Source organism: Streptomyces sp. NPDC098101 (assembly GCF_044760185.1).
Classification (GTDB): domain Bacteria; phylum Actinomycetota; class Actinomycetes; order Streptomycetales; family Streptomycetaceae; genus Streptomyces.
In genome coordinates, this window is record NZ_JBIWAS010000009.1 from 83,999 (window position 1) to 97,245 (window position 13,247).

Annotated in this window: 13 protein-coding genes and 1 pseudogene; 7 read left to right on the forward strand and 7 right to left on the reverse strand. The window is 71.6% G+C overall.

The annotated features are described in order from the left end of the window. Positions 1-26: 26 nt before the first annotated feature. Entirely contained in the window at positions 27-1,541 is a 1,515-nt protein-coding gene (locus ACIQVI_RS30650; protein ID WP_403601784.1) for a gamma-aminobutyraldehyde dehydrogenase, read from the reverse strand. A 175-nt stretch (positions 1,542-1,716) separates the two neighbouring features. Here ACIQVI_RS30650 and ACIQVI_RS30655 point away from each other — a divergent pair, with 175 nt between their 5' ends. Next, positions 1,717-2,265 carry an NADAR family protein gene (locus ACIQVI_RS30655; protein WP_403601787.1) on the forward strand — a complete coding sequence of 183 codons (549 nt, stop codon included), beginning with the start codon at positions 1,717-1,719 and terminating at the stop codon, positions 2,263-2,265. Positions 2,266-2,329: 64 nt separating this feature from the next. Here the strand turns inward: ACIQVI_RS30655 and ACIQVI_RS30660 are convergent, their stop codons facing one another. Further along, complete coding sequence (locus ACIQVI_RS30660; RefSeq protein ID WP_403601790.1) at positions 2,330-3,037, reverse strand: DUF4190 domain-containing protein; 708 nt, start codon at positions 3,035-3,037, stop codon at positions 2,330-2,332. Positions 3,038-3,112: 75 nt separating this feature from the next. On the opposite strand from ACIQVI_RS30660, the gene ACIQVI_RS30665 reads away from it, so the two are divergent. The 3 genes from ACIQVI_RS30665 (at position 3,113) to ACIQVI_RS30675 (ending at position 5,714) form a co-directional block, all read left to right on the forward strand. Continuing rightward, positions 3,113-4,144: an adenosine deaminase gene (locus ACIQVI_RS30665; protein WP_403601793.1), complete on the forward strand. Its 1,032-nt coding sequence runs from the start codon at positions 3,113-3,115 to the stop codon at positions 4,142-4,144. A 78-nt stretch (positions 4,145-4,222) separates the two neighbouring features. Further along, entirely contained in the window at positions 4,223-4,909 is a 687-nt protein-coding gene (locus ACIQVI_RS30670) for a glycerophosphodiester phosphodiesterase (RefSeq protein WP_403601796.1), read from the forward strand. Position 4,910: 1 nt separating this feature from the next. Beyond that, positions 4,911-5,714: an SAM-dependent methyltransferase gene (locus tag ACIQVI_RS30675; RefSeq protein WP_403601799.1), complete on the forward strand. Its 804-nt coding sequence runs from the start codon at positions 4,911-4,913 to the stop codon at positions 5,712-5,714. A gap of 18 nt (positions 5,715-5,732) precedes the next feature. On the opposite strand, the gene ACIQVI_RS30680 is transcribed toward ACIQVI_RS30675, so the two are convergent. Further along, positions 5,733-6,383: a nitroreductase family protein gene (locus ACIQVI_RS30680; protein ID WP_403601802.1), complete on the reverse strand. Its 651-nt coding sequence runs from the start codon at positions 6,381-6,383 to the stop codon at positions 5,733-5,735. 73 nt (positions 6,384-6,456) lie between these two features. Between ACIQVI_RS30680 and ACIQVI_RS30685 the strand changes: the two genes are divergently transcribed. Continuing rightward, entirely contained in the window at positions 6,457-7,185 is a 729-nt protein-coding gene (locus tag ACIQVI_RS30685; RefSeq protein WP_403601805.1) for an IclR family transcriptional regulator, read from the forward strand. Here the strand turns inward: ACIQVI_RS30685 and ACIQVI_RS30690 are convergent. The 4 genes and pseudogenes from ACIQVI_RS30690 to ACIQVI_RS30705 form a co-directional block, all read right to left on the reverse strand. Further along, positions 7,145-7,687 (reverse strand): hypothetical protein, encoded by a 543-nt coding sequence (locus ACIQVI_RS30690; protein ID WP_403601808.1) that lies wholly within the window; start codon positions 7,685-7,687, stop codon positions 7,145-7,147. The two genes, ACIQVI_RS30685 and ACIQVI_RS30690, sit on opposite strands and share 41 nt — an antisense overlap. Positions 7,688-7,750: 63 nt before the next feature. Further along, positions 7,751-8,234, reverse strand: a pseudogene (locus ACIQVI_RS30695) (HXXEE domain-containing protein). Between the two features lie 12 nt (positions 8,235-8,246). Then, positions 8,247-9,413, reverse strand: a complete 1,167-nt coding sequence (locus ACIQVI_RS30700) for a PotD/PotF family extracellular solute-binding protein (RefSeq protein WP_403601941.1) — start codon at positions 9,411-9,413, stop codon at positions 8,247-8,249. A gap of 143 nt (positions 9,414-9,556) precedes the next feature. Continuing rightward, positions 9,557-10,993 (reverse strand): gamma-aminobutyraldehyde dehydrogenase, encoded by a 1,437-nt coding sequence (locus tag ACIQVI_RS30705; protein ID WP_351974194.1) that lies wholly within the window; start codon positions 10,991-10,993, stop codon positions 9,557-9,559. Positions 10,994-11,198: 205 nt separating this feature from the next. Here ACIQVI_RS30705 and ACIQVI_RS30710 point away from each other — a divergent pair, with 205 nt between their 5' ends. Beyond that, positions 11,199-11,690, forward strand: coding sequence for an Lrp/AsnC family transcriptional regulator (locus ACIQVI_RS30710; RefSeq protein ID WP_030217913.1), 492 nt, complete (start codon positions 11,199-11,201; stop codon positions 11,688-11,690). Continuing rightward, a complete protein-coding gene (locus tag ACIQVI_RS30715; RefSeq protein WP_205613978.1) occupies positions 11,675-13,054 on the forward strand; it encodes an aspartate aminotransferase family protein in 1,380 nt (459 codons plus the stop codon). The genes ACIQVI_RS30710 and ACIQVI_RS30715 overlap by 16 nt, the downstream gene beginning before the upstream one ends. The last annotated feature ends 193 nt before the right edge of the window (positions 13,055-13,247 follow it).

A 13,247-nucleotide genomic window follows, 5' to 3' on the forward strand; every position in this document is an offset into this window, starting at 1 on the left:
TGCGTCGCCGGTCGGGCGACGGTCGGCTATCGGTCCCCGAAGATCGTGCGGTGCCAGTCCTTCGCGGCGACCGCGGTGTTGTCGTACATGACGTGCTTGACCTGCGTGTACTCCTCGAAGGAGTACACCGACATGTCCTTCCCGTAGCCCGAGGCCCGGGTTCCCCCGTGGGGCATCTCGCTGATGATCGGGATGTGGTCGTTGACCCAGACGCAGCCGGCCTTGATCTCCCGGGTGGCGCGGCCCGTCCGGTAGACGTCGCGGCTCCAGGCGGAGGCGGCGAGGCCGTAGGGGGTGTCGTTGGCGAGCGCGATGCCCTCGTCGTCGGTGTCGAAGGGCAGGGCGACCAGGACCGGGCCGAAGATCTCCGACTGGACGACCTCGCTGTCCTGCGCGGCGCCGGTGATCAGGGTCGGACGGTAGTACGCGCCGTCCTCCAGGTCCCCGCCGGGGGCCTCGCCGCCGGTGACGACGGTGGCGTAGCCGCGGGCGCGGTCGACGAAGCCGGCGACCCGGTCGCGCTGGGCGTGGCTGATCAGCGGGCCGAGGTCGGTGTCCGGGGCGAAGGGGTCGCCGAGCCGTACGGACTCCATGAGTGCGGCGACGCGGGCGGTGAAGGCGTCGAAGAGGGGGCGCTGGACGTACGCGCGCGTGGCGGCGGTGCAGTCCTGGCCGCTGTTGATGAGGGAGGCGGCGACGGCGCCGTGGGCGGCGGCCTCCAGGTCGGCGTCGTCGAAGACGACGAAGGGGGCCTTGCCGCCGAGTTCGAGGTGGAGGCGCTTGACGGTGGCGGTGGCGATCTCGGCGACCCGCTTGCCGACCGAGGTGGAGCCGGTGAAGGAGGTCATGACGACGTCGGGGTGGCCGACGAGGTGCTCGCCGACGGTCCGGCCCGCGCCGTTGACGATGTTGATCACGCCGTCGGGGATGCCGGCGTCGGTGGCGGCCTGCGCGAACATCAGGGAGGTGAGCGGGGTGAGCTCGGCGGGCTTCAGGACGATCGTGTTGCCGGCGGCGACGGCCGGGAGGATCTTCCAGGCGGCCATCTGGAGGGGGTAGTTCCAGGGGGCGATGGAGCCGACGACGCCGAGGGCCTCGCGCCGCACGTAGGAGGTGTGGTCGCCGGAGTACTCGGCGGCGGCCTGGCCCTGGAGGTGGCGGGCGGCCCCGGCGAAGAAGGCGGTGTTGTCGACCGTGCCGGGCACGTCGAACTCGGTGGTGAGCTTCAGCGGCTTGCCGCACTGGAGGGACTCCACGCGGGCGAAGTCCTCGGCCCGCTCGGCGAGGACGGCGGCGAAGCGGTGCAGGGCGTCGGAGCGCTCGCCGGGGGTGGCGCCCGCCCAGCCCGGGAAGGCGGCCTTGGCGGCGGCCACGGCCGCGTCCACGTCGGCGGTGGAGGCGAGCGCGTAGGTGTACACGCTCTTCCCGGTCGCCGGGTCGATCACCTCGTGGTCCTCGCCGGACGTTCCGGGGCGGAGCCGACCGCCGATGTACTGTGCGCCGTCCGCGAAGCGGTCCGTCACCTGGAAGCGGTTGCCCATGACGCTCTCCGTTGTCCCAGCTCGAATTGAGTGCCGATCCTGACAGAGGGACGACTACCCAACAAGTGATTCCGTTGTTGCCTTTTGGTTACGCGACGGATTCGGTCGACCATGTGTCGAGGTCGCCGGAAAATCTCCGTACGGAGTGTCCGTGGCGGATGCCAGACTCCCATGCATGAGCGCGATCGAGGAGCTGACACAGCAGGTCAGCAGGGGTGACACGGTGAAGTGGCTGCACTTCTGGGGTCACCGTCCGCACCCGGACGGACACCTTTCGGCGAGCTGCCTGAGCCAGTGGTGGCCGTCCCCGTTCACGGTCGACGGGGTGGCGTACGCGACGGCCGAGCACTGGATGATGGCCGGCAAGGCCCGGCTCTTCGGGGACGCGGACGCCGAGCGGGCCGCGCTGGGCGCCCGTACCCCCGCCGAGGCCAAGAAGGCGGGCCGCCTCGTGCGGGGCTTCGACGACGCGGTGTGGGAGCGGGAGCGGTTCGGGATCGTCGTCGAGGGGAGCGTGCACAAGTTCTCCTCGGACGGGGCCCTGCGCGCGTATCTGCTCGGCACCGGCGACCGGGTCCTGGTGGAGGCCAGTCCGGTGGACCGGATCTGGGGCATCGGGCTCGCCGCGACCGACCCCGGCGCCCACGACCCGGCCCGCTGGCGCGGCCTCAACCTCCTGGGCTTCGCCCTCATGGAGGCGCGGGAGCGGCTCAGGGGCGCCTGACGCCACGGGGAGGGCCCCGCACCGGAACCGGCCGGTGCGGGGCCCTCTTTGCGCGTACGGGTCCTCAGCGGGTGCTCTCCACCACCAGGGACGACGCGAACGGGTCGTCCTCGTAGCCGGAGTCCTCGAAGGTCGAGGGGTCCTGGTTGATCGCCCACACGAGGAAGGCGAGGAAGACCGCGCCGATCAGGGTGCCGATGGCGCCGAGCACGATGCCGGCGACTGCCATGCCCCGGTTCGTCGCCTCGCCCCGGCCCGCCTTCTTCACCCCGACGATGCCGAGGATCAGGGCCAGGATGCCGAGGAGCGCCCCCAGGCCGTACAGGCAGAAGCCCGCGACCGAGATGATGCCGAGCACCATCGCGGCCGTGCCCGTGCCGTTGGAGGGTGGCTGCTGCCAGCCGGGCTGGCCCGCGTACCCCGGATAACCGGGGTAGCCGTACCCGGAGGTCGCCATGGGCGCCGGGGCGCCCGGGGCCGTCGGGTAGCCGTACCCCCCGGAGGTATCCGCCGGGTAGCCGTAGCCACCGGACGTGTCCGCCGGATAGCCGTACGCGCCGGGCGCCGCCGGGCCGCCGGGCGCGACCGGGGGCGGCGGGACGTCGCCGCCGGGGCCGGACGCCGCCGGCATCGACGTGACCGTCCGCTGGTCGTGCACCGGCGGGGGCGACGGCTCCGCCGGCTTGCTCAGTTCCACCCCGTCGCGGTTCGGCGGAGCCCACGGGTCCGCCGGGTCGTACCCGCCCGGCTGCTGGTCTCGGTTGTCAGACATGGGCCTCCCCCATCGTGGTCACGTCATGCTACGACCTCACTCCTGCGGGGGAACCGTCCGGCCTACGATGACCCGATGACCGATCTGCACCCCTTCATCGCGGGCCTTCCCAAGGCCGAGCTGCACGTCCACCACGTGGGCTCCGCCTCGCCCCGGATCGTCGCCGAGCTCGCGGCCCGTCACCCGGACTCCAAGGTCCCCACGGACCCGGAGGCGCTGGCCGACTACTTCACGTTCACCGACTTCGCGCACTTCATCGACGTCTACCTGTCGGTCGTCGACCTGGTCCGCACCCCCGAGGACGTCCGGCTGCTGACCTTCGAGGTCGCCCGGGACATGGCCCGGCAAAACATCCGCTACGCCGAGCTGACCGTCACCCCCTACTCCTCGACCCGCCGGGGCATCGAGGAGCGCGCCTTCATGGCCGCGATCGAGGACGCCCGCAAGGCGGCCGAGGCCGAGTTCGGCACGGTCCTGCGCTGGTGCTTCGACATCCCCGGCGAGGCCGGGCTGGAAGCCGCCGAGGAGACCGCGCGGCTCGCCACGACCGACGGGCTGCGCCCGGAGGGCCTGGTCTCCTTCGGCCTCGGCGGCCCCGAGATCGGGGTGCCGCGCCCGCAGTTCAAGCCGTACTTCGACCGGGCCCGGGCGGCCGGACTGCGCTCCGTCCCGCACGCGGGCGAGACGACGGGACCGGAGACCGTCTGGGACGCGATCCGCGAGCTGGGCGCCGAGCGCATCGGCCACGGCACCAGCTCCGTCCGGGACCCCCAGCTCCTCGCGTACCTGGCCGAGCACCGCATCGCCCTGGAGGTCTGCCCGACCTCCAACATCGCCACCCGGGCCGTCGCCACCCTCGACGAGCACCCGATCGGGCGGATGGTGGACGCGGGGGTCCTCGTCACCGTCAACAGCGACGACCCGCCGATGTTCGGCACCGACCTGAACAGCGAGTACGCGGTCGCCGCCCGTCTCCTCGGCCTCGACGAGCGCGGTCTCGCCGCCCTCGCCAAGAACGCGGTGGAGGCCTCCTTCCTGGACGCGGCCGGCAAGGCCCGGATCAACGGCGAGATCGACGCGTACACCGAGGAGTGGCTGGCGCGCTGAAGCGCCGACGGCACGGGAGGCCGTCGGGGCCCCGCGCCGCCGACGACACGGGCGGTGGTCCCCGGCCACAATGGCCCCATGCGATCCGTCACTGCCGTAGGCCACCGCGGGGACCCGTACCGCTTCCGCGAGAACACGCTCCGTTCGATCTCCTCCGCGATCGAACGGGGCGCGGACGCGGTCGAGGTCGACGTCCGGCTGACGCGGGACGGGGTGCCCGTCCTCCTGCACGACGACACCCTCAAGCGCCTGTGGGGCCGGGACCGGGCGCTCTCCGCGTTCTCGTACGCGGAGCTGGAGGAGGTGACGGCGGGCGGGGTGCCGACCCTGCGGGAGGCGCTGCTCACCGCCGGGGACCACCGGCTGATGCTGGACCTGCCGGGCGGGAACGAGCAATCGGTCCGGAAGATCGTCGGCACGGTCCGCGAGTGCGGGGCCGGGGAGCGGGTCTACTACTGCGCCGGGACCGTCGCCATGCTCCAGGTGCGGGCCGCCGACCCGGCCGCCGAGATCGCCCTGACCTGGACCACGCTCGCCCCGCCCCGCCGCGCGCTCCTCGACGCCGTGCGCCCGCGCTGGCTCAACTACCGCTTCGGCCTGGTGAGTCGGGAGCTGGCCGAGCGGGTGCACCGGGACGGGCTGCTCCTGTCGGCCTGGACGGCGGACACGAAGCGCACCATGCGTAAGCTGATCATGAACGGGGCGGACGCGATCACCACGAACCGCGTCGACGCCCTCGCCGCCGTCCTGCGAGAGGACCTCTGAAGTGAACGAGCCGACGAACGACAGCGTCAACGACCGCATCCGCACCGACATCGCCCACAACGCCCGCGTCTGGAACTACTGGCTGGGCGGCAAGGACAACTATCCGGTGGACCGGGCGGTCGGCGCGCAGGTCACCGGCTTCTACCCGAGCATCGGCGAAGTGGCGCGCGCGGACCGGGCGTTCCTCGGCCGGGCGGTGACGCACCTGGCCGCGGAGGAGGGCGTCCGGCAGTTCCTGGACATCGGCACCGGCCTGCCGACCGCCGACAACACCCACGAGGTGGCGCAGCGGATCGCCTCCGAGGCCCGGATCGTCTACGTCGACAACGACCCGATCGTCCTCACCCACGCCCGCGCGCTCCTGACGAGCGCCCCGGAGGGCGTCACCGAGTACGTGGACGCCGACGCGCACGACCCGGAGCGGATCCTGGCGGCGGCCTCGGCCACCCTCGACCTCTCCCGGCCGGTCGCGGTGATGATGCTCGGCATCCTCAACTTCGTGATGGACACCGACGAGGCCCGTTCGATCGTGCGGACCCTGATGGACGCCGTCCCCTCCGGCAGCTTCCTGGTCCTCACCCACCCGACCCTGGAGCCGGAGCTCGGCGGCGAGGGCAACGAGGCCGCGATGGCCTTCTGGAACGAGAACGCGACCCCGCCGATCACCGCCCGCACCCGCGCCGAGTTCGCCTCCTTCCTGGACGGCCTCGACCTCCTCGCCCCGGGCATCGTCTCCTGCTCCCGCTGGCGCTCCGAGGAGGGCGACGTGGTGGCGCAGTTCGGCGCGGTGGGCCGCAAGCCGTAGGGGCGTACGGGGCCCCGGTCACCACCCGTCCCAGTGGAGGACCTGCTCGCGGGGGATGCGGCGGGCGGGCTTGAAGTCGGTGCCGATCGTGTACGCGACCGGGATGAACGCGGCCTGCATGACCTCCTCGTACGGGATGCCGAGGAAGCGCGCGAACTCCCTCTCCAGGGGCAGGTTCCCGGTGGTCCACACCGTGCCGAGGCCGCGCTCGCGGGCGGCGAGCATGAAGCTCCAGGCAGCGGGCAGGATCGAGCCCCAGGTGCCGGCCTGGTGGGTGACGGAGGCGCCCTCGGTCCGGCCCTCGACGCAGGGGATGACGTAGGCGGGCACCTCGTGCAGGTGCCGGTGCAGGTGTCCGACGCCCGAGTACACCCGGTCCATCACGCCGGGCGCGACCTCGGCCCGGCGCACGTCCCGGTCGGGCAGCGGCTGGTGGGCGCCGGGCACGGTGAGGGAGGCCCGCCACAGGTCGGCGAGGACGGCGCGGCGGGCCGGGTCGGTGACGATCACGAAGTGCCAGCGCTGCCGGTTGCGGCCGGTGGGGGCCTGGACGGCGAGGTCGACGCACTCCTCCAGGAGCGCGCGGGGCACGGGCCGGGTGAGGTCGAGCCGGTGGCGGACGGCGCGGGTGGTGGAGAGCAGGGCGTCGGAAGCGAGACCGAGGTTCATGCGTTGAGCCTCGTACGGGCCGGGCCGGAGCGGGAAGGCCGGGCTTCCACTGAGTGAAAGGCACGGCCGGGACATGGGCGAGAGCGTGGCGGGGCGGCTCTTCTCGGTGCTCGACGCCTTCGAGGGCGGCGCTTCCGGGGGCGCCGGTCCGGTGGCGCTGCGGCTCACCGACATCGCGGCGCGGACGGGGCTCCCGGCGCCGACGGCGCTGCGCATGGTGCGGGAGCTGGTGGCCTGGGGCGGTCTGGAGCGGGGCGCGGACGGCACGTACCGGCTGGGACTGCGGCTGCGGGCGCTGGGCGCGGCGGCGCCCTGTCCGCGCGGCCTCCTGGACGCGGCGCTGCCCGCGCTGCGGGCCCTCGGGGCCCGGACGGGCGGTCACGCGGACGTGGCGGTGTTCCAGGGCCCGGCGGCCGGCGGGGTGCTGTGCCTGGTGAGCGGGGAGCGGTTGCCGGCCCACGCGACGGCGTACGGGAAGGTGCTGCTGGCGGCTTTCCCGGCGGAGCTCGCCGCGATCTCCGCGCCCCCGGCGGGACTTCCCCGCCACACCCGCCACACGGTGGTGGTGCCGGGAGTCCTGGCCCGGCAGCTCGACCGGGTCCGCGCGGCGGGTCTCGCGGTCTGCGCGGAGGAGCACCGGCTCGGCGAGGTGACGGTGGCGGCCCCGCTGCGCGGCCCGGCGGGGCCGGTCGCCGCGCTCGGCGTGACCGTCCCCACCGGCGTCCCCCTGGACCGGGTGGCGGCGGCGGTCCGCGAGGCGGCTACGCGGGTACGGCCTCCGGAGCCGCCGCCGTCGCCGTGACGGCCTCCAGGCGCTTGATCAGCCGCCGGACGAGGAGCAGCGGCAGGATCCCGAAGACGCCGAAGGACATGTCGACGACCGACCACCAGAAGGGGATGTCCCGGATCGGGCCGCAGATCAGGGCGAGCGGGACGATGCCGACGCAGGCGATCATGCCGAACTCGACGACCCAGACGTTGCGGACGGGGTCGCGCCAGACGCCGTAGAAGGCGACGGCGATGACGAGGTGGGCGAAGGCCAGCCAGTCGTTGCCGTAGAGGAGGTAGGGGGCGTCCCGGTCGGCGGTCTCCAGGCCGCCCCGCACCCGGTGGATCCACTCGGCGAGCCCGGGGAGGGCGTCGGCGACGGGCGCGGCCCAGCCGGTCAACGCCGAGTCGAGGAGCCGGAGTTCGGTGACGAGCGGGAAGGCGGTGAGCCCGCTCAGGACCAGACAGACGACGAAGAGGACCAGCCAGCGGCGGATGCGCTCGATAAGGGCTCTCGGCCCGTTCGTGTCGCTCATGGGGACAGCGTACGCCCGCTCTGAACGCGTTCAAAAGCCGGGGTGGCATTTTTTGGAACGCGTTCAAAAAGCGCGGGCCAGCCGCCGCCCCGCACCGTGCGCGACCACGGTCGCCCCGGCCGCGAGGGCGAGCCCCGCCACCACGTCCCGGGCCCTGGCGGGCCGCAGCACCCCGGCGCGGCGCAGCCGGCCGCGCGCCCACAGGCAGAAGGGGACGACGACGAGCGGCGAGGTGGACGAGGCCGTGCAGCCCGAAGCCGTCGACCGCGCCCTGGTAGAAGGCGGAACGCCCGCCGGAGCGCGCCCCGGCGACGGCGGCGGCGCCGACGATCACGCCCATCACCCCCACGGCCGCGGCGAATGCGCGCTCGTCGACCTTCCCGGCCGCCCGCCACACCCCCTCCGGCACCCCGGGGAACCGCTCGCGCAGGGCGGGCAGGTTCTCCCGGAGCCAGCGCGGTCCGTACGCGAGCTCCTCGACGTCGTGGACGGCCCAGGCGAGGAACAGGCCGTACGTGGCAAGGGGGTTGAGGCGCGTCTCCGTCATGACCGGTCCAACTCACAACCCCACGATCGAGTTCCACTTCTTCGCGAAGGTCAGGCGCTCCTCGGCGGTGATGTCCCGGGCGATGGCGAGCCTGCTCCGCATGGCGGAGTCGGGGAAGATCAGCGGGTCCTCGGCGAGCGCGGCCAGTTCCTCGTCGCCGGAGTCCGCGAGGACCTTCTGCGCGGCCGGGACGGGACAGACGTAGTTGACCCAGGCGGCCAGCTCGGCGGCGACCTCGGGCTCGTAGTAGTGGTCGACCAGCTTCTCGGCGTTGGTCTTGTGCCGGGCGAGGTTGGGGACCATGAGGGACTCGGCCCAGAGTTCGGCGCCCTCCTCGGGGACGACGAACTCGATGTCGGGGTTGTCGGCCTGGAGCTGGATGACGTCCCCGGAGTACGCCTGGCAGGCCAGGACGTCGCCGGAGGAGAGGTCCTTGATGTAGTCGTTGCCGGTGAAGCGGCGGATGTGCTTGGCGCGGACGAGCCGCTCGACCCGCTCGCACAGGGCGTGGAAGTCGTCCTCCCTCCAGCGGGTCACGTCGACGCCCTCGCCCATCATGAGCAGGGCGAAGGACTCGTCGAGCCCGGACAGCAGGGTGACCTTCCCGCGCAGGTCGTCGGCCCACAGCTCCTTCACCGAGCGCAGCTCCCGGCCCAGCTTCCGGCGGTTGTAGGCGATGCCGGTGATGCCGGACTGCCAGGGCACGGTGTGCAGCCGGCCGGGGTCGAAGGCGGGCGAGCGCAGCTGCGGGTCGAGGTGGGCCGTGACGTTCGGCTGGGCGGCGCGGTCCATCTCCTGGACCCAGCCGAGGCGGACGAAGCGGGCGGCCATCCAGTCGCTGAGGACGATCAGGTCGCGGCCGGTCTCCTGGTGGTTCATCAGGGAGGGGCTGATCTTGCCGAAGAACTCGTCGTTGTCGTTGATCTCCTCGGTGTAGCGGACGGATATCCCGGTCCGCTTCCGGAAGGACTCCAGGGTGGGGCGCCGGGACGCCTCGTCCTCGTCGGTGTCGATGTAGAGCGGCCAGTTGGCGAAGTCGAGGATCCGGTCGCGGGCCGAGAGGTCCCGGGCGGCGGCCCGGTCCCCCTCCTCGACGAAGGCGGCGGGCACCCCGCACCCGGCGAGCAGGGCCGCGGTCCCGGCGCCGCCGATGCCGCGCAGCAGGGACCGGCGGGACATGTTCTTCCTGGCTGTCGCTCTCATCCGGGCAGCATCCCGGCCGGTCGGTGTCCACGGCAATGGACGGTCCGTGCGGGCGGCACGGCGCGGCCCCGACACCCTGTCGAGCGGGGTGCCGGGGCCGCGGCCGGATTTCCCGGTGACTAGCCGAGGGAGGTCATGACGTGCTTGACGCGCGTGTAGTCCTCGAAGCCGTAGGCCGAGAGGTCCTTGCCGTAGCCGGACTTCTTGAAGCCGCCGTGGGGCATCTCGGCGACCAGCGGGATGTGGGTGTTGATCCACACGCAGCCGAAGTCGAGCGCCTTGGACATGCGCATCGCGCGCGCGTGGTCCTTGGTCCAGACGGAGGAGGCGAGGGCGTACTCGACGCCGTTCGCGTACGCCAGGGCCTGGGCCTCGTCCGTGAAGGACTGGACGGTGATGACCGGGCCGAAGACCTCGTTCTGGATGATCTCGTCGTCCTGCTTGAGGCCGGAGACGACGGTCGGGGCGTAGAAGTAGCCCTTGTCACCGACGCGCTGACCGCCGGCCTCGACCTTGGCGTGGGCCGGGAGGCGGTCGATGAAGCCGGAGACCTGCTTCAGCTGGTTGGCGTTGTTGAGCGGGCCGTACAGCACGTCCTCGTCGTCCGGCTGTCCGGTCTTGGTCGCGGCGGCGGCCTTGGCGAGGGCGGAGACGAACTCGTCGTGGATCGACTCGTGGACCAGGACGCGGGTGGCGGCCGTACAGTCCTGGCCCGCGTTGAAGAAGCCCGCGACGGAGATGTCCTCGACGGCCTTGTCGATGTCGACGTCCTCGAAGACCACGACGGGGGCCTTGCCGCCCAGCTCCAGGTGGACGCGCTTGACGTCCTTGGCGGCCGACTCGGCGACCTGCATACCGGCGCGGACGGAGCCGGTGATGGAGGCCATGGCGGGGGTCGGGTGCTCGACCATCGCGCGGCCGGTGTCGCGGTCGCCGCAGACGACGTTGAAGACGCCCTTGGGGACGATCTGCCCGATGATCTCGGCCATCAGGACGGTCGACGCGGGGGTCGTGTCCGAGGGCTTGAGGACGACGGTGTTGCCCGCGGCGAGGGCCGGGGCGAACTTCCAGACGCCCATCATCATCGGGTAGTTCCAGGGGGCGACCTGGGCGCAGACGCCGACGGGCTCGCGGCGGACGATGGAGGTCAGGCCCTCCATGTACTCGCCGGCCGAGCGGCCCTCCAGGAGCCGGGCGGCACCCGCGAAGAAGCGGATCTGGTCCACCATCGGCGGGATCTCCTCGCTCGCGGTGAGGGCGATCGGCTTGCCGGTGTTCTCGACCTCGGCGGCGATCAGGTCCTCGGCGCGCTCCTCGAAGGCGTCCGCGATCTTGAGGAGTACCTTCTGGCGCTCGGCCGGGGTGGTGTCGCGCCAGGCGGGGAAGGCGGCCGCGGCGGCCTCCATGGCGGCGTCGACGTCGGCCTGGCCGGAGAGCGGGGAGGTCGCGTACACCTCGCCGGTGGCCGGGTTGATCACGTCGATCGTGCGGCCGTCGGCCGCGTCGCGGAACTCCCCGTTGATGTAGTTACGCAGCCGGCGCAGCTCGGTGGTCACTTGCCACCCCTCCTGTCACGTTCTGACTTCGCACGTCCTCGTGCGCTGTCCCGATGGGTGAGACACCCCAGCCTAATCGCTCGGCTGACGCTTTCAACAGGCCCGACCCCCCACAACTTCGGATTCAGTGAGATCAGACCCCTAACACAACGAATTACATCGCTCCGGGGTTGCGAGACCGACGAGTCTCGGTGCACAGTGAGGTGTGGCCAGTCGAAGCGCAGACTCCAGAACCGGAACCGGTTCGTCCCCGACGATCGACGCCGTCTCCCTGGCGATCATCGAACAGCTCCAGGAGGACGGTCGCCGTCCCTACGCGGCGATCGGCAAGGCCGTCGGCCTCTCCGAAGCCGCCGTGCGGCAGCGCGTCCAGAAGCTGCTCGACCAGGGCGTCATGCAGATCGTCGCCGTCACCGACCCGCTCACCGTGGGCTTCCGGCGGCAGGCGATGGTCGGCATCAACGTCGAGGGCGACCTCGATCCGGTTGCGGAAGCCCTGACGGCCATGGCCGAATGCGAGTACGTGGTGATGACCGCGGGCTCCTTCGACCTCATGGTGGAGATCGTCTGCGAGGACGACGACCACCTGCTGGATGTGATCAACAAGCGCATCCGCACCCTCCCCGGCGTGCGCTCCACCGAGAGCTTCGTCTACCTCAAGCTCAAGAAGCAGACCTATATGTGGGGAACCCGATAGCCGTGAGCAAGGACCTCTCCAAGACCGCGTACGACCACCTGTGGATGCACTTCACCCGCATGTCGTCGTACGAGAACTCGCCCGTTCCCACCATCGTGCGGGGCGAGGGCACCTACATCTTCGACGACAAGGGCAAGCGCTACCTCGACGGTCTCGCGGGCCTCTTCGTGGTCAACGCCGGACACGGCCGCCAGGAGCTGGCCGAGGTCGCGTACAAGCAGGCCCAGGAGCTCGCGTTCTTCCCCGTGTGGTCGTACGCGCACCCCAAGGCCGTCGAGCTGGCCGAGCGCCTCGCGGACTACGCCCCGGGCGACCTGAACAAGGTCTTCTTCACCACCGGTGGCGGAGAGGCCGTCGAGACCGCCTGGAAGCTGGCCAAGCAGTACTTCAAGCTGCAGGGCAAGCACACCAAGTACAAGGTCATCTCGCGCGCGGTCGCCTACCACGGCACCCCGCAGGGCGCCCTGTCCATCACCGGTCTGCCGGCCCTCAAGGCCCCCTTCGAGCCGCTGGTCCCCGGCGCGCACAAGGTGCCGAACACCAACATCTACCGCGCCCCGATCCACGGCGACGACCCCGAGGCCTTCGGCCGCTGGGCCGCCGACCAGATCGAGCAGCAGATCCTCTTCGAGGGCCCCGACACCGTCGCGGCCGTCTTCCTGGAGCCGGTACAGAACGCCGGCGGCTGCTTCCCGCCGCCGCCCGGGTACTTCCAGCGGGTCCGCGAGATCTGCGACCAGTACGACGTGCTGCTCGTCTCCGACGAGACGATCTGCGCCTTCGGCCGCCTCGGCACGATGTTCGCCTGCGACAAGTTCGGCTACGTCCCGGACATGATCACCTGCGCCAAGGGCATGACCTCGGGCTACTCCCCGATCGGCGCCTGCATCGTCTCCGACCGCATCGCGGAGCCGTTCTACAAGGGCGACAACACCTTCCTGCACGGCTACACCTTCGGCGGCCACCCGGTGTCGTCGGCGGTCGCCATCGCCAACCTCGACATCTTCGACAAGGAGGGCCTCAACCAGCACGTCCTGGACAACGAGGACGCCTTCTTCTCGACGCTGAAGAAGCTGCACGACCTGCCGATCGTCGGCGACGTCCGCGGCAACGGCTTCTTCTACGGCATCGAGCTCGTCAAGGACAAGGTCACCAAGGAGTCCTTCACGGACGAGGAGACCGAGCGCGTCCTGTACGGCTTCCTGTCCAAGGCGCTGTTCGAGAACGGCCTGTACTGCCGTGCCGACGACCGCGGCGACCCGGTCATCCAGCTGGCCCCGCCGCTGATCGCCGACCAGGGCACCTTCGACGAGATCGAAGGCATCCTGCGCTCGGTGCTCACCGAGGCGTGGACCAAGCTCTAGCAGGACCTCACGCCGCCCTCACGGCGTGACCCCGGCCCGGGTCTGCCCGCCATCCGAGTGGATGGCGGCGGCCCGGGCCGTGTGCTGTCCGTACGAACCGATCCGAATACTTACGGTGCCGAGTGACCGACAGGCCCGTCCTTCGTTCACCCGTACGGGGGAATCCCCCCGCGCGGGGGAACACAGATCGGAT

Coding starts and splice junctions, on each gene's coding strand:
- ACIQVI_RS30650 (WP_403601784.1), bottom strand. CDS start 1,541: ATGGGCAACCGCTTCCAGGTGACGGACCGCTTCGCGGACGGCGCACAG.
- ACIQVI_RS30655 (WP_403601787.1), top strand. CDS start 1,717: ATGAGCGCGATCGAGGAGCTGACACAGCAGGTCAGCAGGGGTGACACG.
- ACIQVI_RS30660 (WP_403601790.1), bottom strand. CDS start 3,037: ATGTCTGACAACCGAGACCAGCAGCCGGGCGGGTACGACCCGGCGGAC.
- ACIQVI_RS30665 (WP_403601793.1), top strand. CDS start 3,113: ATGACCGATCTGCACCCCTTCATCGCGGGCCTTCCCAAGGCCGAGCTG.
- ACIQVI_RS30670 (WP_403601796.1), top strand. CDS start 4,223: ATGCGATCCGTCACTGCCGTAGGCCACCGCGGGGACCCGTACCGCTTC.
- ACIQVI_RS30680 (WP_403601802.1), bottom strand. CDS start 6,383: ATGAACCTCGGTCTCGCTTCCGACGCCCTGCTCTCCACCACCCGCGCC.
- ACIQVI_RS30685 (WP_403601805.1), top strand. CDS start 6,457: ATGGGCGAGAGCGTGGCGGGGCGGCTCTTCTCGGTGCTCGACGCCTTC.
- ACIQVI_RS30690 (WP_403601808.1), bottom strand. CDS start 7,687: ATGAGCGACACGAACGGGCCGAGAGCCCTTATCGAGCGCATCCGCCGC.
- ACIQVI_RS30700 (WP_403601941.1), bottom strand. CDS start 9,413: ATGTCCCGCCGGTCCCTGCTGCGCGGCATCGGCGGCGCCGGGACCGCG.